The organism is Microbacterium sp. Cr-K32, from assembly GCF_000708345.1.
Classification (GTDB): Bacteria; Actinomycetota; Actinomycetes; order Actinomycetales; family Microbacteriaceae; genus Microbacterium; species Microbacterium maritypicum_A.
In genome coordinates this window covers 423,789-443,641 of sequence record NZ_JARD01000012.1, presented here as the reverse complement: position 1 = coordinate 443,641, position 19,853 = coordinate 423,789, and the positions used below count along the sequence as shown (strand labels likewise).

16 protein-coding genes are annotated in these 19,853 nt (G+C 68.1%); 13 read left to right on the top strand and 3 right to left on the bottom strand.

Features of this window, described 5'->3' with window-relative positions:
- The 3 genes from infB to GZ64_RS0106500 form a co-directional block, all read left to right on the top strand.
- On the top strand, window positions 1-2,024 hold a 2,024-nt coding region (gene infB / locus GZ64_RS0106510), incomplete at its 5' end, for a translation initiation factor IF-2 (RefSeq protein ID WP_029265555.1).
- Window positions 2,025-2,118: 94 nt separating this feature from the next.
- Complete coding sequence (rbfA, locus tag GZ64_RS0106505; protein ID WP_021199404.1) at window positions 2,119-2,544, top strand: 30S ribosome-binding factor RbfA; 426 nt, start codon at window positions 2,119-2,121, stop codon at window positions 2,542-2,544.
- A gap of 162 nt (window positions 2,545-2,706) precedes the next feature.
- Complete coding sequence (locus GZ64_RS0106500) at window positions 2,707-4,785, top strand: response regulator transcription factor (protein ID WP_029265554.1); 2,079 nt, start codon at window positions 2,707-2,709, stop codon at window positions 4,783-4,785.
- Window positions 4,786-4,824: 39 nt separating this feature from the next.
- Here GZ64_RS0106500 and GZ64_RS0106495 read toward each other — a convergent pair whose 3' ends face one another.
- Window positions 4,825-5,691 carry an A/G-specific adenine glycosylase gene (locus GZ64_RS0106495; protein ID WP_029258983.1) on the bottom strand — a complete coding sequence of 289 codons (867 nt, stop codon included), beginning with the start codon at window positions 5,689-5,691 and terminating at the stop codon, window positions 4,825-4,827.
- 127 nt (window positions 5,692-5,818) lie between these two features.
- Here GZ64_RS0106495 and truB point away from each other — a divergent pair, with 127 nt between their 5' ends.
- From truB to GZ64_RS0106465, 6 genes are all read left to right on the top strand, one after another.
- Window positions 5,819-6,712, top strand: a complete 894-nt coding sequence (gene truB, locus GZ64_RS0106490; protein ID WP_029258984.1) for a tRNA pseudouridine(55) synthase TruB — start codon at window positions 5,819-5,821, stop codon at window positions 6,710-6,712.
- A complete protein-coding gene (locus tag GZ64_RS0106485) occupies window positions 6,709-7,077 on the top strand; it encodes a hypothetical protein (protein ID WP_029258985.1) in 369 nt (122 codons plus the stop codon). Before truB ends, GZ64_RS0106485 begins: the two co-directional genes overlap by 4 nt.
- A gap of 57 nt (window positions 7,078-7,134) precedes the next feature.
- The gene (locus tag GZ64_RS0106480; RefSeq protein ID WP_231479831.1) at window positions 7,135-7,572 is read left to right on the top strand and encodes a hypothetical protein; all 438 of its coding nucleotides are present in this window, start codon (window positions 7,135-7,137) and stop codon (window positions 7,570-7,572) included.
- The gene (locus tag GZ64_RS0106475; protein WP_021199412.1) at window positions 7,569-8,519 is read left to right on the top strand and encodes a bifunctional riboflavin kinase/FAD synthetase; all 951 of its coding nucleotides are present in this window, start codon (window positions 7,569-7,571) and stop codon (window positions 8,517-8,519) included. The genes GZ64_RS0106480 and GZ64_RS0106475 overlap by 4 nt, the downstream gene beginning before the upstream one ends.
- A 229-nt stretch (window positions 8,520-8,748) precedes the next feature.
- Window positions 8,749-10,893, top strand: a complete 2,145-nt coding sequence (locus GZ64_RS0106470) for a DEAD/DEAH box helicase (RefSeq protein ID WP_021199413.1) — start codon at window positions 8,749-8,751, stop codon at window positions 10,891-10,893.
- Between the two features lie 203 nt (window positions 10,894-11,096).
- Entirely contained in the window at window positions 11,097-12,125 is a 1,029-nt protein-coding gene (locus GZ64_RS0106465; protein ID WP_021199414.1) for a 6-phosphofructokinase, read from the top strand.
- A gap of 261 nt (window positions 12,126-12,386) precedes the next feature.
- Here the strand turns inward: GZ64_RS0106465 and GZ64_RS0106460 are convergent, their stop codons facing one another.
- Window positions 12,387-14,486 (bottom strand): S9 family peptidase, encoded by a 2,100-nt coding sequence (locus GZ64_RS0106460; protein ID WP_029265553.1) that lies wholly within the window; start codon window positions 14,484-14,486, stop codon window positions 12,387-12,389.
- 156 nt (window positions 14,487-14,642) lie between these two features.
- Between GZ64_RS0106460 and GZ64_RS0106455 the strand changes: the two genes are divergently transcribed.
- From GZ64_RS0106455 to GZ64_RS0106440, 4 genes are all read left to right on the top strand, one after another.
- Window positions 14,643-16,034, top strand: coding sequence for an inorganic phosphate transporter (locus tag GZ64_RS0106455; RefSeq protein ID WP_029265552.1), 1,392 nt, complete (start codon window positions 14,643-14,645; stop codon window positions 16,032-16,034).
- Window positions 16,031-16,366, top strand: coding sequence for a hypothetical protein (locus tag GZ64_RS0106450; protein WP_021199417.1), 336 nt, complete (start codon window positions 16,031-16,033; stop codon window positions 16,364-16,366). The genes GZ64_RS0106455 and GZ64_RS0106450 overlap by 4 nt, the downstream gene beginning before the upstream one ends.
- Window positions 16,367-16,425: 59 nt before the next feature.
- Window positions 16,426-17,346 carry a phosphodiesterase gene (locus GZ64_RS0106445; protein ID WP_029265551.1) on the top strand — a complete coding sequence of 307 codons (921 nt, stop codon included), beginning with the start codon at window positions 16,426-16,428 and terminating at the stop codon, window positions 17,344-17,346.
- 61 nt (window positions 17,347-17,407) lie between these two features.
- Entirely contained in the window at window positions 17,408-18,868 is a 1,461-nt protein-coding gene (locus tag GZ64_RS0106440) for an aspartate ammonia-lyase (protein ID WP_021199419.1), read from the top strand.
- A gap of 66 nt (window positions 18,869-18,934) precedes the next feature.
- Here the strand turns inward: GZ64_RS0106440 and GZ64_RS0106435 are convergent, their stop codons facing one another.
- Window positions 18,935-19,804 (bottom strand): fumarylacetoacetate hydrolase family protein, encoded by an 870-nt coding sequence (locus GZ64_RS0106435; protein ID WP_021198596.1) that lies wholly within the window; start codon window positions 19,802-19,804, stop codon window positions 18,935-18,937.
- Window positions 19,805-19,853 lie beyond the last annotated feature (49 nt).

The following is a 19,853-nucleotide window of genomic DNA, read 5'->3' as shown; positions in this document are numbered from 1 at the left end:
GAGCACGCCCCGGCGGCGGCGGTTTCGCCGGTCGTCCCGGTGGCGGTGGCGGTCGCGGCCGTGGTCCCGGCGGTGGTACCGCAGGTGCCTTCGGCAAGGGCGGCGGCAAGAGCAAGCAGCGCAAGTCGCGGCGGGCGAAGCGGCAAGAGTTCGAGATGCGGAGTGCTCCGGTCGTCGGTGGCGTCAACGTCACCCGCGGCAACGGAGAGATCATCCGCATGCGCCGCGGCGCATCGATCGCGGACTTCGCCGACAAGATCGAGACGCTGACCGGCTACACGGTCCAGCCCGGAACCCTCGTCACCATCCTCTTCAACCTGGGTGAGATGGCCACGGCCACCGAGTCCCTCGATGAGGCGACGTTCGAGGTCCTGGGTGCTGAGCTCGGCTACAAGATCCAGATGGTCTCGCCCGAGGACGAGGACAAGGAGCTCCTCGAGGGCTTCGGCCTCGACCTGGAGGCCGAGCTGGAGGCCGAGAGCGAAGACGACCTCGAGATCCGTCCGCCGGTGGTCACCGTCATGGGTCACGTCGACCACGGTAAGACGCGACTGCTCGACGCGATCCGTCAGACCAATGTGATCGAGGGTGAAGCCGGTGGCATCACCCAGCACATCGGTGCCTACCAGGTGTGGACCGAGCACGAGGGCATCGAGCGCGCCATCACGTTCATCGACACCCCGGGTCACGAGGCGTTCACCGCCATGCGTGCTCGTGGTGCGCAGGTCACCGACCTCGCGATCCTCGTGGTCGCGGCCGACGACGGCATCATGCCGCAGACGGTCGAGGCGCTGAACCACGCCCAGGCGGCGAACGTGCCGATCGTGGTCGCGGTGAACAAGGTCGACAAGCCCGACGCCAACCCTTCGAAGGTGCGTCAGCAGCTGACCGAGTACGGGCTGGTCGCCGAGGAGTTCGGTGGAGACGTCATGTTCGTCGACGTCTCGGCTCGTGCGGGCACCGGCATCCAGGAACTCCTGGACGCCGTGCTGCTCACCGCCGACGCCGGTCTCGACCTGACCGCCAACCCGAACAAGGCCGCTCGTGGTGTCGCCATCGAGGCGAAGCTCGACAAGGGCCGCGGTTCGGTCGCAACGGTGCTCATCCAGTCCGGAACGCTCCGGATCGGTGATGCGATCGTCGCGGGCACGGCGTACGGCCGTGTGCGTGCGATGGCGGACGAGAACGGCGAGCAGGTCCTCGAGGCCTTCCCGTCGCGTCCGGTGCAGGTGCAGGGTCTGAACTCCGTGCCGCGTGCCGGCGACGTCTTCATCGTCACCGAGGAAGACCGCATGGCCCGCCAGATCGCTGAGAAGCGTGAAGCGGTCGAGCGCAACGCCCAGCTGGCCAAGGCCCGCAAGCGCATCTCGCTCGAGGACTTCACCCGTGCGCTCGAAGAGGGCAAGGTCGAGTCGCTCAACCTCATCATCAAGGGTGACGTCTCCGGTGCCGTCGAGGCACTCGAGGAGTCGCTCCTCAAGATCGAGGTCGACGACTCGGTGCAGCTGCGCATCATCCACCGCGGTGTGGGTGCCATCACCGAGTCCGACGTGAACCTGGCGACGATCGACAACGCGATCATCGTGGGCTTCAACGTCCGTCCCGACACGAAGGCGCGTGAGCGTGCCGCCCGTGAAGGTGTGGACATCCGTTTCTACTCCGTCATCTACAACGCGATCGACGAGATCGAGAGCTCGCTCAAGGGCATGCTCAAGCCGGAGTATGAAGAGGTCCAGTCGGGTGTCGCCGAGATCCGCGAGGTGTTCCGCTCCTCGAAGTTCGGCAACATCGCCGGTGTCATCGTGCGGTCGGGAACGATCACGCGAAATGCCAAGGCTCGCGTCATCCGCGACGGCGTCGTGCTGGCCGATGGTCTCGCCATCGAGTCGCTGCGTCGCTTCAAGGACGATGTCACCGAGGTCCGCACGGACTACGAGGCCGGTATCGGCCTCGGCAAGTACAACGACATCCAGATCGGCGATGAGATCGAGACGACCGAGCTCGTCGAGAAGCCTCGCGGCTGATCACTTCGAAACACCTTCGGGCGTCTCCCTCTCCTGCTCCTTCCGAGCACGGAGACGGGGGACGCCCTGAGGGTTCCTGGACAGGGAGAGAACAATGGCAGGCGAAAGACAGGCCCGTCTCGCGGATCGGATCCGCGTGATCCTCGCCGAACGGCTGGAGAAGGGGCTGCGCGACCCGCGCCTCGGCTTCGTCACCATCACGGATGTCCGTGTGAGCGGAGACCTTCAGCATGCATCCGTGTTCTACACGGTGCTGGGGACCGAGGAGGAGCGCATCTCCAGTGGTGCGGCGCTCACGTCGGCGACCGGAATGCTGCGTAGCGAGGTCGGACGGCAGCTGAGCACTCGGCTGGTTCCGACGCTCGAGTTCATCCCCGACGCGCTTCCGGAGAACGCCGACCACATCGGGGCGCTGCTCCGTGAGGCGCAGCAGCGTGATGCCGACGTCGCCAAGCTCGCTTCGTCGGCATCCCATGCCGGTGACGCGGACCCCTACCGTACGGACGACGACGCGGAGTGAGCGCCGTTTGATACGCTCGGCTTCGCGGGACCGGCTCCCGCGAAGCTGAGGGGGATCGGCATCGAGGGTACGGGCACGTCTGGGGGGCCGTTCATCGCGCCCGCCGCCGTCGGTCTCCTCCTGGAAGAACTGCTCGCGCAGGATCTCGGCTGTGCTCCACATGTGCTCGCCCGGTTGGCCGGCGATCTGGATGCCGACGCTGCCACGATCCGCGCTGTCGTCGAGCGGTTGACTCCGCACCAACGCCATGGGCTCCGACCGTTGCCGTCGCCGTTGCCCCTGGTCGCGGCGATCTCACGCAGGTTCGAGGGACTGCTGCTCGACGAGCGGGATCGTCAGCTCCTCCTCGCGCTCGCGGTCTGCTTGGACGATTCATTGGGTCCGCTCCTGGAGTTCGACGGACGCACGGCGACCGAGATCGCCGCTGCCGCCGTCGGCGATCACTTGACCCTGCACGCCGGCCGCGTGCGTTTCGTCGACGCCCGACTCTCGATCTGGGTGCGGGCGACGACCTGCACTGCCGGGACCGCGCTGGTCCATGAGCGTCTGAGCGCGGTCTTCCTCGATCGTGGTGACCCGATGAGCGCGGACTGGCACCGGGCTCGGGCATCTCTCGAGGGCGACCCGTCGACCGCACGGGAGCTCACCCTCATCGCGCGGCAGCTGAGCGAAGCCGGACATCCGGAGCGTGCACTGATGCTGGCGCGCGAGGCGGCAGAACATGCAGTGGGCGAGGATCAGGACGAGGCGCGGCTCGTGGCCGGGGCGTCGGCGGTCGGTGCCGGGTTCGCGGTGGAGGCCGTCGCCTGGTTGGGGACGCTGTATCCGCACAGCGGTGAACGACACAGGTGGGCGGGGCTCGGGGCTCTGATCGTGGCGCAGACCTTCGTGCAGGGGGCTGTTCCCGGGATCGATCCGACCACCGTGCGGCCGGGATCCGCCGACGAGAGCGATTGGCGTCATTGGACCAGAGCAGCCGCTCTCGCCGCCATCCTCTGCGCCGAGCGAGGAGACCGGCGGGGGATGCGCCTGTGGCTCGATGCCCTCCGGGACGGTGCCGTGCGGATCGGTGCCGAGCAGGAGCTGAGGGATCCGGTCGTCGCGCTGGGGTGGCTCGTGGCCGGAGATCGCGATGCCGACATGGTGACGGAGTCGAGCTCGGTGAGCGGGGGGATGCTCCGAACTCTGCGCGCCGCGGTCGAGGGAGACATCGATCTGGGGCTGCGTCTGCTCGTCGTCGATGAATCGACGCCGTCCGGCGGTCCTGATCCTTTCGTGCCGGGCTACGAGCACAGCCCGGTCGTCCATGCGTATCGGTCGGTCGTCGAGGTCCTCCTGCTCGCGTGGCGAGGTGACATCGGTGTCGCGCGGGACAGGCTGATCCAGGCGGCGCTCACCCTTCCCATCGCGCTGCCCCTCGCCGGGCTCGGAGTCGTCCTCGCCCGACGCCTCGATCTGGCGGTGCACGGCGAACTCGGCCCGTTCGCCCGGTCGCTCACGCTCACCCTTCCGCCTGGCGCGAAGATGGATCTGCTCGTGGACCGTGGTGTCCGGTCCTTCCTCACCGGCTCCTTCGACGATGCCGCGGCCACGGTCCGGCTCTGGTCCGATCTCGGCGCCCCGCAGACGACGATGACCGTGCCGGGTCTGGACGAGCTGGCCTCGCCTTCTCCCGGAGTCCCGTTGGCGGCCGCGTCTCTCGAGCCTCCGGAGATCGCGCTGGCGCAGCAGCTGCGGACACGCATCGCGACGGCGGCGGACGGGCGATGGCGTGCGGACGGCGACGAGGTCGCGGAGATCGCGCGAACGTTGCGTTCGCCGTTCGAGCGGGCGCGCGTGGAGATGATGCTCGGAAGCCGGCATGCGATCCGCGACGATCACTCTGCCGCGAGGATCCATCTGCAGTATGCCGAACGACTGTTCGAGCTCTCCGGCGCGACGGCATGGGCGAAGTCGGTGCGCCGGAGGCTGGACCGACTCGAGGCGAGGGAGGGGAGCATCGTCCCGGCGGTCGGGCCGCTCTCGGCATGCCGCGCCGCCTGGTCGCTCCGGCTCACCGCCCGGGAGCTGGAAGTGGCGATGCGCGCGGTCCGAGGTGCAGCGAACCGCGAGATCGGCGAGGAGCTGAACGTCTCGGTCCGCACGGTCGAAGTCCACCTCGGCCGGATCTTCGCCAAGCTCGACGTGCGGAGCCGGGTCGAACTGACGGTACTTGCACATCGCACGGATCAACACGTCTGATTCGTCGTCGTCCGTGAACCGCCGTCGCGCGGGGCGCCGTCAGCGGGGCAGGAACAGGGTGGCCCCGTCGGCTTCGGCGAGTCCGTCGGCGATCAGCGAGTCGATCGCTCGGTCGCGCTGGCCGGTGTCGGGCCACTCCGGGAGTACGGCATCGAGCGGGACGGCATCGGGATCCTGGTTCCGCAGCAGACGCAGCACCGCGCCACGGGCCTGTCGATCGGATCCTTCGTACGTGGCCTGGCGTCGGCGTTCGTCGCCCGTGTCGGGCCGGCCGGCCGCCAGCCAGGCGCAGTTGCCGGCCAGGGGGCACAGCTCACATCGTGGTGCCCGTGACGTGCACACCGTGGCCCCGAGCTCCATCGCCGCCGCGTTGAAGACAGCGGCCTCGTCGACGTCATCCGGAAGCAGTGAGGCCATCAGATCGAGGTCACGGCGCGATGCGGGTGCCGGCTGCGCGCGGCCCTCGACAGCTCGGGCCAGAACCCGCCGGGTGTTCGTGTCCACCACGGGGTGTCGGTCGCCGTAGGCGAAGACCGCGACGGCGCGGGCGGTGTAGTCGCCGATGCCGGAGAGCGCCAGCAGCGCGTCCACGTCACGCGGAACGACTCCGCCATGACGATCCGTGATCTCGACGGCAGCGCGGTGCAGCCAGAGCGCGCGTCGGGGATATCCCAGGTTCGCCCATTGCTGCACGACCTCCGCCGTCGACGCCATCGCCATCGTGGCAGGGGTCGGCCACCGATCCAGCCATGCCTCGAGATGCGGAATGACCCTCGTCACCGGGGTCTGCTGCAGCATGAATTCGCTCACGAGAACGCCCCAGGCGCCGAATTCATCATGGAACTCGGATCGGCGCCACGGAAGGTCGCGTGCGGTCGCCCGATACCACGTCGGCAATGGCGACATCAGCTCGAGCGGGGCCGGCGGGAGAGGCACCCCTCCACTCTAAGCGAGCCCATGCACAGCGCGGACGGAGAGCGAGCAGGGCGACCGGGCGGCAGGTCGCCGGTCGCGCTCTCGGTAGGCTGGGGGGATGGTCTCGCCCGGCATCCTTCTCGTCGACAAGCCCGCAGGGCTGACCAGCCACGACGTCGTCGCCCGCACGCGACGAGCGTTCGGCACCCGCAAGGTGGGGCACGCCGGAACGCTCGACCCGATGGCGACCGGTCTGCTGGTCATCGGCATCGAGGGAGCGACCAGGCTCCTCACCTACATCGTCGGCGCGGACAAGACCTATGCGGCGACCATCCGTCTCGGGCAGACGACCAGCACGGACGATGCGGAGGGGGGGATCCTCACGACGGCGGCTCCCGAGGCATGGGAGTCCGTCAGCGATGAAGCGGTGTCCGCCGGAATCGCGAGGCTCACGGGCGAGATCTCCCAGGTCCCCAGCGCTGTCTCCGCCATCAAGGTGGACGGTCGCCGCGCGTACGAGCGTGTGCGTGCCGGTGAAGAGGTCGTGCTCGCAGCGCGCGACGTGGTCGTCTCGCGGTTCGATCTGCTCGGCCGTCGCGAGGGCGACGGGTACATCGATCTCGACGTCGTGGTCGACTGTTCATCCGGAACGTACATCCGTTCGCTCGCCCGCGACCTCGGCTCCGCTCTCGGCGTCGGCGGTCACCTCACCGCGCTGCGACGTACTCGTGTCGGGCCGTTCGATGTGACGGATGCCGTCGGCATCGAAGCGCTCGAGGGTGCACCGACCCTGACCCCCGGTGAGGCTGCAGGACGCCTTCTCCCGGTCCTTGCGATGTCGGTCGATGACGCGCGGGACCTCCGCCACGGCAAGCGTCTCGCAGGGCAGGCCGTCCGTCTCGAGAGCCGCCTCGGCGCAGCGATCGACGAGGACGGGGTTCTGATCGGGATCGTCGAGAGGCGCGGCGCAGACCTCAAGAGCGCCATGAACATGCCGGAGGGCGACCGATGATCCTGTGGTTCACGATCGTGCAGATCGTCGTCGCGGTCGCCGCGGGCGTGTTCTGTCTCGTCGCGGGGCTGATCGGCAGGCGACCGAGTGACTTCAGCGTCGGTGCTCTGGCCCTCGTCGAGGCGCTGCTCATCGTTCAGGTGATCGTCGCCATCATCGCGCCCTTCTCAGGAAACCCGCCGACCGGAGACCTGCTCGAATTCTGGGTCTACCTGGTCTCCGCCGTGCTCCTGCCCGTCGGCGCGGTGCTGTGGGCGCTCATGGAACGCAGCCGCTGGAGCACCGTGATCCTGGGCGTCGCCGCACTCGCGATCGCGATCATGCTCTGGCGGATGCAGGTCATCTGGGCCGTCCAGCTCGCGTGAGGCGAGAGGCCTGCGCGGAGACCGGCCGTCTTCCGCGGCTCTAGGATGGAATGCGCTATGAGCTCCACCGCCCCCTCCTCTCGGATGACCGGAATCGGTCGTGTCCTCGTGATCGTCTACGCCGTCATGGCGCTGGCCGCCACGGGACGCAGCTTCGTGCAGATCGTCCGTCGGTTCGACGAGGCGCCGCTCGCGTACTCGCTCTCCGCACTCGCCGCGCTCGTGTACATCCTGGCCACGCTCGCCCTCGTCCTGGCTCGTCGTCGCGGCTGGTACACCGTCGCCTGGATCGCGATCGTCTTCGAGCTCACCGGCGTGCTCGTCGTCGGGTTGCTGAGCATTCTGCTGCCCGAGCTGTTCCAGCATGAGACCGTGTGGTCGCTGTTCGGGCGGGGCTACCTGTTCATCCCGCTGGTCCTCCCGATCTTCGGCATCTGGTGGCTGCGCACGCATCGCCCCGCCGAAGTCGCGCGCCCTGTCGAGGTCGACGCGTGATCATCTTCCGAAGCCCGGATGAGGTGCCGGACGACTTCGGCCCGAGCGCGGTCGCCATCGGCAAGTTCGATGGGGTCCACGCCGGCCACCGCGCTGTGATCGCGCGCCTCGAGGAGGCGGCTGCTGCCACCGAGAGCCGATCGGTCGCGGTCACGTTCGATCGCAACCCGTTGGCCGTCATCCGCCCGGATCGCTGCCCCGAGAACGTCGTCACGGTCGACCGCAAGCTCGAGCTCCTCGGTGAGCTCGGGCTCGACGCGACGCTGGTGCTCACGTTCGACGAGGAACTCGCGGCCCGCAGCGCGGAGGATTTCGTCGTCGACATCCTCGTGGGAGCCCTCCAGGTGTCGACGGTCCTGGTCGGGCAGGACTTCCGGTTCGGGAACAGGGGAGCGGGGACGCCGGAGCTGCTGCGCGAACTCGGACCCCGCTACGGCTTCTCGGTCGAGGTCGTCGATGACGTCTACCTTCCGGGTTCTTCGCGGCGCGTGTCGTCGAGCTGGATCCGCGAACTGTTGATGGAGGGCGATGTCGCGACAGCCGCGACCGTTCTCGGGCGGTACCCGGATGTGCGCGGCGAGGTCGTGCACGGGCTCAAGCGCGGGCGGGAGCTGGGCTTCCCCACCGCGAATCTCTCGACCATCGTCGATGCCTTCGTTCCGGCGGACGGCGTCTATGCCGGGTGGCTCGTCGACCACGACACCGGCATCCGGCACCCTTCGGCCATCTCGGTCGGGACCAACCCCACGTTCGACGATGTCCTCGTGCGCCAGGTCGAGGCCCACGTGCTGGGCGAGACCGGCCTCGACCTCTACGGGCACGACGTCACGGTCGAGTTCGTCGACAGACTGCGGGGCATGGTGGCCTTCGAGGGCATCGACAAGCTGATGGAGCAGATGGGTGCCGACGTGAACGATGCCGCACGGGCCCTCGGACTGACGTCGTAGCGCGCGACCCGTTCGGCGGTTCGAATGGGCGGCTCGGCGTAGGCGATCGCGTCCACGCGGGCACGATGACATAGAATGGACATCGGCTCCCGCCGAACTTCGCGAATCTCGCGATCCCCGACGGGAAGAAGATCCACTGTTCGTACGGTCCTGGCTCACGCCACACGCGGACAACGAGAACGGCCCATGGCTTCCTGGGGAAGCCGGAGCCTTCACGCTCAGGAGGAGCATGCCGACTACGGCAACCGCCGCCACGCGGCGCAAGAAGACGTCCCGTCGTGACGACGAGGCACCCCTCATCCCGATCCTCGCGCGCAAGGTGCGCGAGATCGAGGCCAAGTCGCAGCGAGGGAAGCTCGGCCCCACGAATCGGGTGAAGTTCCAGGTGATCGCCTTCCTGGTGCGCGAAGAGCGCGCGCGTGTGAAGGCGGATGCCGAGATCGGTGATCCTGCTCGCGCCGAGCTGTTGAAGCGGCTCGACGGCGTCGCCACGATCCTCGCGAAGACGGCTGCGCGCGACACCTCGCTCATCCAGCTGCTGGAGGCCGACCAGGCGACATCGCCGGTGGCGAAGCGCATGCGCCGCGACTGGCTGCTCGAATCCGGCGCCGACCTCGCCCCGGAAGAGCTCATCATCGCCGACGCGGCACCGGTGCAGATCTCCACGATCCCGGCGGCGATCGCCGAGCGACAGGTCACCCCGCCGTCCGTCGAAGCTCGACAACTGGCCAATCCCTTCCTCGCTCCCGACCTGACGCCCCGTTCGAGCGCCACGCCGCGACGCCGCCTCGACGGCTGGGAGCTCATGGGGCCGCTGTACAAGGCCTTCGAGACCGGAGCCGGCGGATCCGCCGCGTCCATGGATCTGCCTCCGGCGCCGGAGTTCGACCACATCTCGCCCAAGGGCCTCGAGGTCATGGTGCACCAGTCCCGGTTCCTCGAAGCCGTGAAGGCGGGGCACCGCAGCTTCCTCCTCGCCGATGAGCCAGGACTCGGCAAGACCGCGCAATCAGTGCTTGCCGCTTCCGTGGCGGGCGCGTACCCGCTGCTCGTCGTCGTCCCCAACGTCGTGAAGATGAACTGGGCGCGCGAGGTCGAGCGCTGGACTCCACAGCGTCGTGCCACGGTGATCCAGGGTGACGGCGACGACATCGATGCGTTCGCCGACGTGTTCATCGTGAACTACGAGATCCTCGATCGGCACATGTCCTGGCTCGCCTCGATCGGGCTGCGCGGCATGGTCGTCGACGAGGCGCACTTCATCAAGAATCTCTCCTCGCAGCGTTCCCAGAACGTGCTGTCGTTGGCCGCCCAGGTGCGCGAGCGCACTCCCGGGCACGACCCCCTGATGCTCGCCCTCACGGGTACGCCGCTGATCAACGACGTGGAGGACTTCGACGCGATCTGGCGCTTCCTCGGCTGGACCACCGGTGAGAAGCCGGGGCCCGAGCTCATGGAGAAGCTCGATGCGACCGGATTCACCCCGGCGGACAAGGCCTTCTACCCTGAGGCGCGCGATGCGGTCATCTCGATGGGCATCGTGCGTCGCAAGAAGAAGGACGTCGCCGCCGACCTGCCCGACAAGCTGATCGCCGACCTGCCGGTGCAGCTCGACGATGAGTTCGGACGCAGCATCCGACAGGCCGAGCGCGAGCTGGGGGAGCGGCTCGCCGCTCGCTACCGGCGCATCATCGAGGCCCGCGGCGACCGTGGACTCGCACCCGGAGAGATCGACGACGACATCGTGCGGCTGGTCGCCCAGAACGAGCTCGAGGAGTCGAAAGCCGCCGGCACCGGGGGAGACAATGTCTTCACCATGGTCCGGCGCATCGGTCAGGCCAAGGCGCCACTGGCTGCCGACTACGCCGCTCAGCTGCAGCGTTCGGTCGGCAAGGTCGTGTTCTTCGCGAAGCACATCGACGTCATGGACCAGGCCGAGGCGCACTTCGCCGCCGCCGGCATCCGTTCGGTCTCGATCCGTGGGGACCAGACGTCCACGACCCGCCAGCAGGCGATCGACGACTTCAACGGCGACCCCGAGGTCGGCATCGCCGTCTGCTCGCTCACCGCGGCCGGTGTGGGACTCAACCTGCAGGCGGCGTCGAACGTCGTCCTCGCCGAGCTGTCGTGGACAGCAGCCGAGCAGACGCAGGCGATCGACCGCGTGCACCGCATCGGGCAGGACGAGCCGGTGACGGCGTGGCGGATCATCGCCGCGCACACCATCGACACCAAGATCGCCGAGCTGATCGACCAGAAGCAGGGACTCGCGGCACGCGCCCTCGACGGGGAAGCGGTCGAGGAGTCGGCCGGGGAGCCGGTGCAGCTGGCGGCGCTCATGCACCTGCTGCGACAGGCGCTGGGCGGGGCGTAAGCCTCAAGATCGGCTGTTCTTAACGCGGGATCTGGCGCGAAAGCCGGCGCCGGCGGGAAGTTCATCGATATCGGCGAATCGCCTTGTCAAGATCGGCGTTTTTCATCGAGCCCGAATGGCGCCCGGGTGTGCCGGGGCGCTAGTGTCGATCGAAGGCAGCGTCGCCTGTTCCCCCCATCTCCCGAACGTCTGAAGGCACCAGCATGAAGATCGGCATCCTGACGAGCGGCGGCGACTGCCCCGGCCTCAACGCGGTCATCCGCGGCATCGTGCTCAAGGGCACCACCTCGTACGACCTGGAGTTCGTCGGTATCCGTGACGGGTGGCGCGGACTCGTCGACGGGGACTTCATGCCGCTGACCCGGCACGAGGTGAAGGGGCTGTCGAAGGTGGGCGGCACGATCCTCGGCACCAGCCGCACGAACCCGTATGAGGGCGAGCGCGGGGGAGCCGAGAACATCGCCAAGACCCTCTACGGGCACAAGATCGACGGCATCATCGCGATCGGCGGTGAAGGCACGCTCGCAGCCGCCGACCGCCTCGCCAAGGACGGCATCAAGGTGATCGGCGTCCCCAAGACGATCGACAACGACCTGCAGGCGACGGACTATTCGTTCGGCTTCGACACAGCCGTGAACATCGCCACGGACGCGATGGATCGCCTCCGCACGACCGGTGACTCTCACCAGCGCTGCATGGTCGCCGAGGTCATGGGTCGGCACGTCGGCTGGATCGCCCTGCACGCCGGAATGGCTGCCGGTGCGCACGTCATCTGCATCCCCGAGGTACCGATGTCGATCGACGACATCACGGAGCTCGTCACCAGCGCCCACGACCGCGGTCGCGCGCCCCTGGTCGTCGTCTCCGAGGGGTTCAAGCTCCTCGGGATGGACGAGGCATACAGCGACAAGGGGCTCGACGCCTTCAATCGACCGCGCCTCGGCGGTATCGGCGACCAGCTCGCCCCCGAGATCGAGCGCATCACCGGCATCGAGACGCGTGCGACGATCCTCGGCCACATCCAGCGCGGTGGATCGCCGTCGGCCTTCGACCGCGTTCTTGCCACGCGCCTGGGGCTGCATGCGGCGGACGCGATCGTGGACGGCGCGTGGGGACAGATGGTCGCCATGCAGGGCACCGACATCGTGCGGGTGCCGTTCGCCGATGCGCTCGGCGAACTGAACACCGTTCCGCGCTACCGCTACGACGAGGCTGCGGCGCTCTTCGGCTGAGTCCGAGAGCGATCGGATCCATCACGCCGAATCAGGCGACCTCGCGGAATCAGGCGACTTCTCCTCCTGCGTGCCTGAAGCGGCGTGTTCGCCTGATCTCGCGTGCTCTATGTCGCGCGTCGAATCGCGCCCGGGTCGCGCGGTGAAACAGCCGCGGGTTCTCAGGTGTGCGTCTTGTGCCGGTGCAGACCCTGGACTGTTCTGACGTGATCGCCTGATGTGGCGCCCACGAACGGGCGCTCACACCAGGAGGTCCGGCGCTCAGGCGTCGGCGAGGCCGAGCGTCTCGAGGAGCCAGGCGAGTTCGAAGGCCCGCTCCTTCCAAGAGTTGTAGCGCCCGCTCACGCCGCCGTGCCCGGCGACCATCTCGCACTTGAGGAGCACGTCCTTCGCCCCGGCTTCGCGTAGACGGGCGACCCACTTCGCGGGCTCCACGTAGAGCACACGGGTGTCGTTCAGGGATGTGACCGCGAGGATCCGCGGGTATTCGACGCCGTCTCGGACATTCTCGTACGGGCTGTACGACTTCATGTAGGCGTAGACATCCGGGTCGTGGAGGGGGTCGCCCCATTCGTCCCACTCGATCACGGTCAGCGGCAGCGACGGGTCGAGGATCGTGGTCAGGGCGTCCACGAAAGGCACCCCGGCGAGGATGCCGGCGAAGAGCCCGGGCGCGAGGTTCGTCACAGCCCCCATCAGCAGGCCCCCGGCGCTGCCGCCCTCGGCCACCATGAGAGTCGGTGCCGTGACCCCGGTCTCGACCAGGTGCTCGCCGCAGGAGACGAAGTCCGTGAAGGTGTTGCGCTTGTGGAGGAGCTTGCCGTCCTCGTACCACTGTCGCCCCATCTCTCCTCCACCGCGGACGTGCGCCACCGCGAAGATCACACCCCTGTCCAGCTCGGAGAGGCGTGCGACCGAGAAGCCGGGATCGATCGAGTGCTCGTACGAGCCGTACCCGTACAGGTGCACCGGCCGTGCCTCGCCCCCGGGTTCGCCGAACGAGCGCTTCCAGACGAGCGAGATCGGCACGCGGACGCCGTCCGCAGCGGTCGCCCACTCACGCCTCTGCCCGTAGTCGGCGGGGTCGTATCCACCCAGCACCGGCACCTGCTTGCGCAGCACGAGCTCGCGGGTCGCGAGATCGAGGTCGTACACGGTCCCCGGCGTCACGAACGACGTGTATCCCAGGCGCAGGAACGGGGAGTGCCATTCGGGGTTCCCGCTCACTCCGGCGGAGTAGAGCGGCTCGTCGAAGGCCAGCTCGTCGACGACATCCGTCTCGTAGTCGAGCAGGCCGACGCGTTCGAGTCCTTCGCTGCGGTACTCCACGGTGGCGAAGTCGCGGAACGCGTCCACACCCAGCAGGCGTCTGCCCTGTTCGTGCGCCACCACCACGTGCCGCGATCCCCGGGGGTCCGCGGCGGCGACCGACACGAGCTCGAAGTCGAGGGCTCCGTCGTTGTGCAGCACGAGCAACCGGTCCTCGCCGCCCACGACCGCGTGCTCGACGGAATACTCGACGCCTTCGCGACGCGGCCAGACCAGCTGCGGCTGAGCGGTGAGCTCGCCGGTCAGATCGACGAGGTACTCCTCGCTCGTGATGCTCGAGCCGACCGCGATGACCAGATACCGGCGGCTGCGGGTGATCCCTGCCCCGAGCCAGAACTTCTCGTCCGGCTCGTGGAAGAGCCGCACGTCGTCCGACACCGGCGTGCCGAGGCGGTGCAGCCACAGGGTGTCGGGGCGCCAGGCCTCGTCACGGGTCGTGTAGAGCACCCCGGTGCCGTCGGGCGTGAAGAAGGCGCCGCCCGTGTTCGGGATCTCGTCGTCGAGCGTGGTGCCCGTGGCGAGGTCGCGCACGTGCACGGTGTAGAGCTCGTCACCCTCGAAATCGGTGGACCAGAGCAGCTTCGTGGCGTCGTCAGACGTGTCGAAAGCGCCGAGCGAGAAGAAGTCGTGTCCTTCCGATTCGACATTGCCGTCGAGGAGCACGATCTCTCCCGGAACCGCGACTCCTGGCTCGAGACGCGGGGGAGTCCAGTCGTCCGGGGCGGCAGCGGCGCGGCAGTGGATGCCGTACTGGGCTCCCTCCTCGGTGCGGCTGTAGTACCACCAGTCCCCTCGGCGGGTGGGGACCGACAGGTCCGTCTCCTGGACACGGCCCTTGATCTCCTGGAAGAGTCTCTCGCGCAGATCGGCGAGGTGCGCCGTCTCTGCGTCGGTGTGGGCGTTCTCCGCTTCGAGGTGGGAGATGACCTCGGCGGATTCCTTGGCGCGAAGCCATTCGTAGGGATCGTCGAAAGTGTCACCGTGATGGGTGCGAAGGGTCGAGCGGCGGTCGGCGGCAGGGGCGTCAGTCACCGTCTCACGCTATCCCAGGTCGAGTTGACCGGCACGGGGGAGGGTGGGAGAATTCACCGGGGCCGGTTAACGGAAGTCAAACCCACGGTGAACTCTTCGTTCGTCACGTCGATCTCGTCGACATCTCCTTCTTCCTCAAACGACCGAAAGCGAACGGTGGAAACCGCAGCCCTCATCGTCGTGCTTGTCATCGCGCTGGCACTCTTCTTCGACTTCACCAACGGCTTTCACGACACGGCGAATGCCATGGCGACGCCGATCGCCACCGGCGCGCTGAAGCCCAAGACCGCCGTCCTCCTCGCCGCAGTGCTGAACCTCGTCGGCGCCTTCCTGTCCACCGAGGTCTCCAAGACCATCTCGGGCGGCATCATCCGCGAGGATGCGATCATCTCCGCGGGAGCCGATCTGTTCCTCTCGTTGATCTTCGCCGGTCTCATCGGCGCGATCACCTGGAACATGCTCACATGGCTCCTGGGTCTGCCTTCGAGCTCGTCGCACGCGCTCTTCGGCGGACTCATCGGCGCCACTCTGGTCGGTGCCGGGATCGGGGGCATCGACTTCGGCATGGTGCTCTCGAAGATCGTGCTCCCCGCCCTGATCGCCCCTGTCACGGCAGGGTTGATCGCGTTCGCCGCGACGAAGATCGCCTACTCGGTCACCCGTCGCTACGACGGGAAGCCCGACGGCCGCGACGGCTTCCGATGGGGGCAGATCTTCACGTCGTCCCTCGTGGCGCTCGCCCACGGGACCAACGATGCGCAGAAGACGATGGGAGTGATCACCCTCGCGATGATCACGATCGGCTGGCAGTCCGGCGCCCATCACGAGCCCGAGCTGTGGGTCATCGTCGCGTGTGCCTTCACCATCGCCCTCGGCACCTACCTCGGCGGATGGCGCATCATCCGCACCCTCGGCAAGGGGCTGACCGACGTCAAGCCCGCGCAGGGCTTCGCTGCGGAGAGCTCGACCGCGGCCACCATCCTCGCCTCCAGCGCCCTCGGCTTCGCCCTCTCCACCACGCAGGTCGCGTCCGGTTCGGTGATCGGCTCCGGCCTCGGCCGCCGCGGGTCCACCGTGCGCTGGCGGACCGCCGGCCGCATCGGAGTCGGCTGGCTGCTGACGCTTCCCGCTGCCGGAGGCGTAGGCGCTCTCGCGGCGCTGCTGGTGGTCTGGCTGGGCAACTGGGGAGTGGCGATCGATGCCGTGATCGCCCTGGTGATCATTCTCGGCCTCTTCATGCGCTCGCGTCGCAATGCTGTCACCCCGGCGAACGCCATGAGTGACGTCGCCGAGTCCGGCAGGGCCGTCGAACTCCCCGATACGCCTCCGCCGACGCGCCGTCAGCAGCGCATCGAGCAGGCCAAGGCCGAGGCCAGGGCCCGTGCCGAGGCGCGCGAGCAGGCGAAGGCTCAGGCGAAGAAGGACGCCGAGAAGAAAGCCGAGAAGAAGAAGGCCAAGAAGGCGGAGGCCAAGGCCGGTGCCGGCTCCTCGAAGGCTGCGGCCTCGACGACGAAGCCCGACGCCGACCGGAACGGGGAGTCCGAATGAACGTCGTGATCGACTGGGTCGCCTTCCTCCAGGTGTTCGCGGCAGCCCTCATCGGCGCCGCCGCCATCGTCACGTTCTACGCGCTGGGACTCCGACTGCTCGTGCGCAGCGGGCGGGCCCCTGTGGTGAGTCCTGCAGAGTTCACGGACGCCATCACCGTGATCACGGAGAAGGAACTCAAGCGCGCCGAGAAGCAGGCGGCGAAGGCGGCACGCAAGAGCCCGCTGACCGAGGGCCAGAAGACGGTGGCCCTGGTCGGCGCTTACGGCTGTTTCGCGCTCTGCGCCGCTGCCGTGGTGAGCGGCATCCTGCTCCTCGTCGTCGGTCACTGACCTCGGAGGGCCAGCGCGGGTCGCGTCCGCCGCTGCCGGTGCGGCAATAGGCTGAGGCCATGTCCGCAGGAACCGGCAGTCCGTACGTCTTCGGCAGGCACGAGCCCGCGTCGCACGTGCTCATCCACGTCAGCGACCCGCATTTCCTCGCGGGGGGAGCGCGCCTGGGCGGACGCTACGACGTCGAGGCGAACTTCGACCGCACGCTCGACGCGATCCGCGCGGTGCATCCGCATCCGACGGCGATCGTCGTCACGGGTGACCTGGCCGACCTCGGCGAGCCCGACGCGTATCGCCGTCTGCGCGCGGCGGTCGAGCCGGTCGCGGCGGAACTCGGCGCCCCGGTGATCTGGGTGGCGGGAAACCACGACGAACGTCCGGCGCTGCGTGAGGGTCTGCTCGATCTGGCTCCGACCGAGGAGCCTGTGACCGGTGTCTGGGACCTCGACGGTCTCCGACTCGTGGCGCTGGACACGAGTGTCCCGGGCTGGCATCACGGGGATCTCGATGACGGTCAGCTCTCCTGGCTCGCGGAGGTCCTCGCCGAGCCGGCCCCGCACGGCACCCTGCTCGCAATGCACCATCCGCCTCTTCCGAGCCACCTCCCGCTGTTCGACATCCTGGAGCTGCGACATCAGGACGAGCTCGCCGCCGTCGTCCGCGGCAGCGACGTCCGAGGCATCCTCGCCGGGCATCTGCACTACTCCTCGCACGGCACCTTCGCCGGCGTGCCGGTGAGCGTGGCATCGGCGACGTGCTACACCATGAACGTCGCGCGCCCGTCTGCCGAGGTCAACGGAATGGACGCCGCTCAGGCGTTCCAGCTCGTGCACGTGTACCCCGACACGATCACCCACACCGTGGTCCCGGTGACCGGTGCCGACACCGGCGACTACTTCTCCGAGGCCTGGCTGGAGCGCATGGCGAAGCTCGACCCGGAAGGGCGACTCGAAGCCTTCTCCCGCAAACCCGCACGCTGAGCGGCGTAGACTGAAGACATCCCCCACCCTTCTCACCCGCCACGACCCACGAGGATGTGACATGGCTTCTGCCGCGCCTACCCTGACCCGCACCGAGACCGATTCGCTCGGGAGCATGGAGATTCCCGTCGACGCATACTGGGGGATCCACACCGCCCGCGCCGACGCGAACTTCCCGATCACGAAGCGGCCCATCTCGGTGTATCCCGACCTCGTGGTCGGCCTCGCGATGGTCAAGCAGGCCAGCGCCCGTGCGAACCGCGAGATCGGCGTGCTCGACCCGGAGCGGGCGGACCTGATCGACCGGGCGGCTCAGCGCGTGATCGACGGCGAGTTCCACGAGCAGTTCACGGTCGGCGTCATCCAGGGTGGAGCCGGCACGTCGACCAACATGAACGCGAACGAGGTCATCACCAACATCGCGCTCGAGATGGCGGGCCGCGAGAAGGGCGACTACGCCTTCCTTTCGCCGATCGACCACACCAACCGCAGCCAGTCCACGAACGACGTGTACCCGACCGCGGTGAAGATCGGCCTCTCGCTGACCCTGCGCTCGCTGCTCGAGGAGCTCGACCTGCTGCGGCTGTCGTTCCTGGGCAAATCGCGCGAGTTCCACGATGTGCTGAAGGTGGGGCGCACGCAGCTGCAGGACGCCGTGCCGATGACGCTGGGGCAGGAGTTCAACGGCTTCGCCACGACGCTCGGCTACGACCACACCCGTCTCACCGAGAACGCCTCGCTGATGTTCGAGATCAACATGGGCGCCACCGCGATCGGCACCGGGATCACCACCCACCCCGGTTACGCACCCGCCGTGCTCAAGCACCTGCGCGAGATCACGTCGCTCGACCTCCGCACTGCCGGTGACCTCGTCGAGGCCACCAGCGACACCGGTTCCTTCATGTCGTTCTCTTCGACGCTCAAGCGCAACGCGATGAAGCTGTCGAAGATCTGCAACGACCTCCGTCTCCTCTCCTCCGGCCCGCAGGCGGGTCTCGGCGAGATCAACCTTCCTGCCATGCAGGCGGGCTCCAGCATCATGCCCGGCAAGGTCAATCCGGTCATCCCCGAGGTCGTGAACCAGGTGGCGTTCGCCGTCGCGGGGGCGGACATGACGGTCACGATGGCGGCGGAGGCTGGACAGCTGCAGCTCAACGCCTTCGAGCCGGTCATCGCGCACTCGATCTTCCAGTCGATCACCTGGATGCGTCAGGCGATGTGGACTCTGCGAGTGAACTGCGTCGACGGCATCACCGCGAACCGCGACCGCCTCGGCGCGATGGTCGGTGCCTCGGTCGGAGTCATCACGGCGCTGACCCCGTTCATCGGCTACGCCGCGGCGGCCGCTCTCGCGAAGACCGCACTGCTGACCAACCGCAGCGTGGCCGACCTCGTGGTGGAGGCCGGTCTCATGTCGCGCGACGAGGTCGTCAAACAGCTCTCGCCTGCGCGACTTTCGGGACTCGAGACCATCACGGCCGCGATCCCGGTGATCTCACCGGAAGACCTGATCGAGATCTGATCTCACAGACGGATAGACGAAGGGGACGGATGCGCCGGCATCTGTCCCCTTCGTCTATCCGTGAAGTCAGTCGGTGATGCGGCAGTGGGTGGTGAGCTCGCCGATGCCGTCGATGCCCACCGTGACGGTGGACCGGTCGCGAAGGAAGATCTGCGGGTCGCGCGAGTAGCCGGCACCGCCGGGGCTGCCGGTCGAGATGAGGGTGCCGGGGAGCAGCGTGAGCGACTGCGAGAGGTGCGCGATCAGCTTCGCCACCGAGCGCACCATCTGATCGGTGCTCGCATCCTGCACGGTGTGACCGTCGACGACGGTCCAGATGTGCAGGTCCTGCGGGTCGGCGATCTCATCCGCGGTCACCGCGAACGGTCCGGTCGGGGTGAATCCGTCGAACGACTTGCAGCGTGACCACTGAGCCTCGGAGAACTGGATGTTCCTGGCGGTGATGTCGTTGACCACCGTGTATCCCCAGACGTGCGAAAGCGCATCAGCCTCGGCGACGTCCTTCGCAGGCGAGCCGATGAGCACGCCGAGCTCGGCCTCGTAGTCGACGGCCTCACTCAGCGTGCGCGGCCAGGATGTGGTCTGGTCGTGTCCGGTGAGCGAGTTCGGCCAGAGCGTGAAGACGGTCGGGGCGGCATCGGTCTTGAGACCGAGCTCACTCGAGTGCGCGGCGTAGTTGAGGCCGACGGCCAGGACCGCGGGCGGAGCGAGCACGGCCGAGGCGAACGCCCATCCCGCGAGCGGATGCCGCGGCGCGGTGGTGTCCGCCAGAGCGCGGCGCAGTGCGTCGAGACCATCGTCCCCTCTCTCGATCAGCTGCTGCAGCGTGGCAGGAGGGTCGGTCAGGAGATCAGAGACGAGGACGGCGTCCGAGCCCTCCACGACGGCGAGAACCGCGAGAGGGGAGTCGGGACGGCGCAGGTGAGCGAACCGCATGCTTCTACGCTACCGGGTGGGTGCAGGTCGCCGGGTGGAGGGGGTCGCC

Bases quoted from the DNA above. Each gene is read 5' to 3' on its own strand.
- GZ64_RS0106435 (WP_021198596.1), bottom strand. From the start codon at position 19,804: ATGCGGTTCGCTCACCTGCGCCGTCCCGACTCCCCTCTCGCGGTTCTC.
- truB (WP_029258984.1), top strand. From the start codon at position 5,819: ATGGTCTCGCCCGGCATCCTTCTCGTCGACAAGCCCGCAGGGCTGACC.
- GZ64_RS0106480 (WP_231479831.1), top strand. From the start codon at position 7,135: ATGAGCTCCACCGCCCCCTCCTCTCGGATGACCGGAATCGGTCGTGTC.
- GZ64_RS0106470 (WP_021199413.1), top strand. From the start codon at position 8,749: ATGCCGACTACGGCAACCGCCGCCACGCGGCGCAAGAAGACGTCCCGT.
- GZ64_RS0106450 (WP_021199417.1), top strand. From the start codon at position 16,031: ATGAACGTCGTGATCGACTGGGTCGCCTTCCTCCAGGTGTTCGCGGCA.
- GZ64_RS0106440 (WP_021199419.1), top strand. From the start codon at position 17,408: ATGGCTTCTGCCGCGCCTACCCTGACCCGCACCGAGACCGATTCGCTC.
- GZ64_RS0106445 (WP_029265551.1), top strand. From the start codon at position 16,426: ATGTCCGCAGGAACCGGCAGTCCGTACGTCTTCGGCAGGCACGAGCCC.
- rbfA (WP_021199404.1), top strand. From the start codon at position 2,119: ATGGCAGGCGAAAGACAGGCCCGTCTCGCGGATCGGATCCGCGTGATC.
- GZ64_RS0106465 (WP_021199414.1), top strand. From the start codon at position 11,097: ATGAAGATCGGCATCCTGACGAGCGGCGGCGACTGCCCCGGCCTCAAC.
- GZ64_RS0106485 (WP_029258985.1), top strand. From the start codon at position 6,709: ATGATCCTGTGGTTCACGATCGTGCAGATCGTCGTCGCGGTCGCCGCG.
- GZ64_RS0106495 (WP_029258983.1), bottom strand. From the start codon at position 5,691: ATGTCGCCATTGCCGACGTGGTATCGGGCGACCGCACGCGACCTTCCG.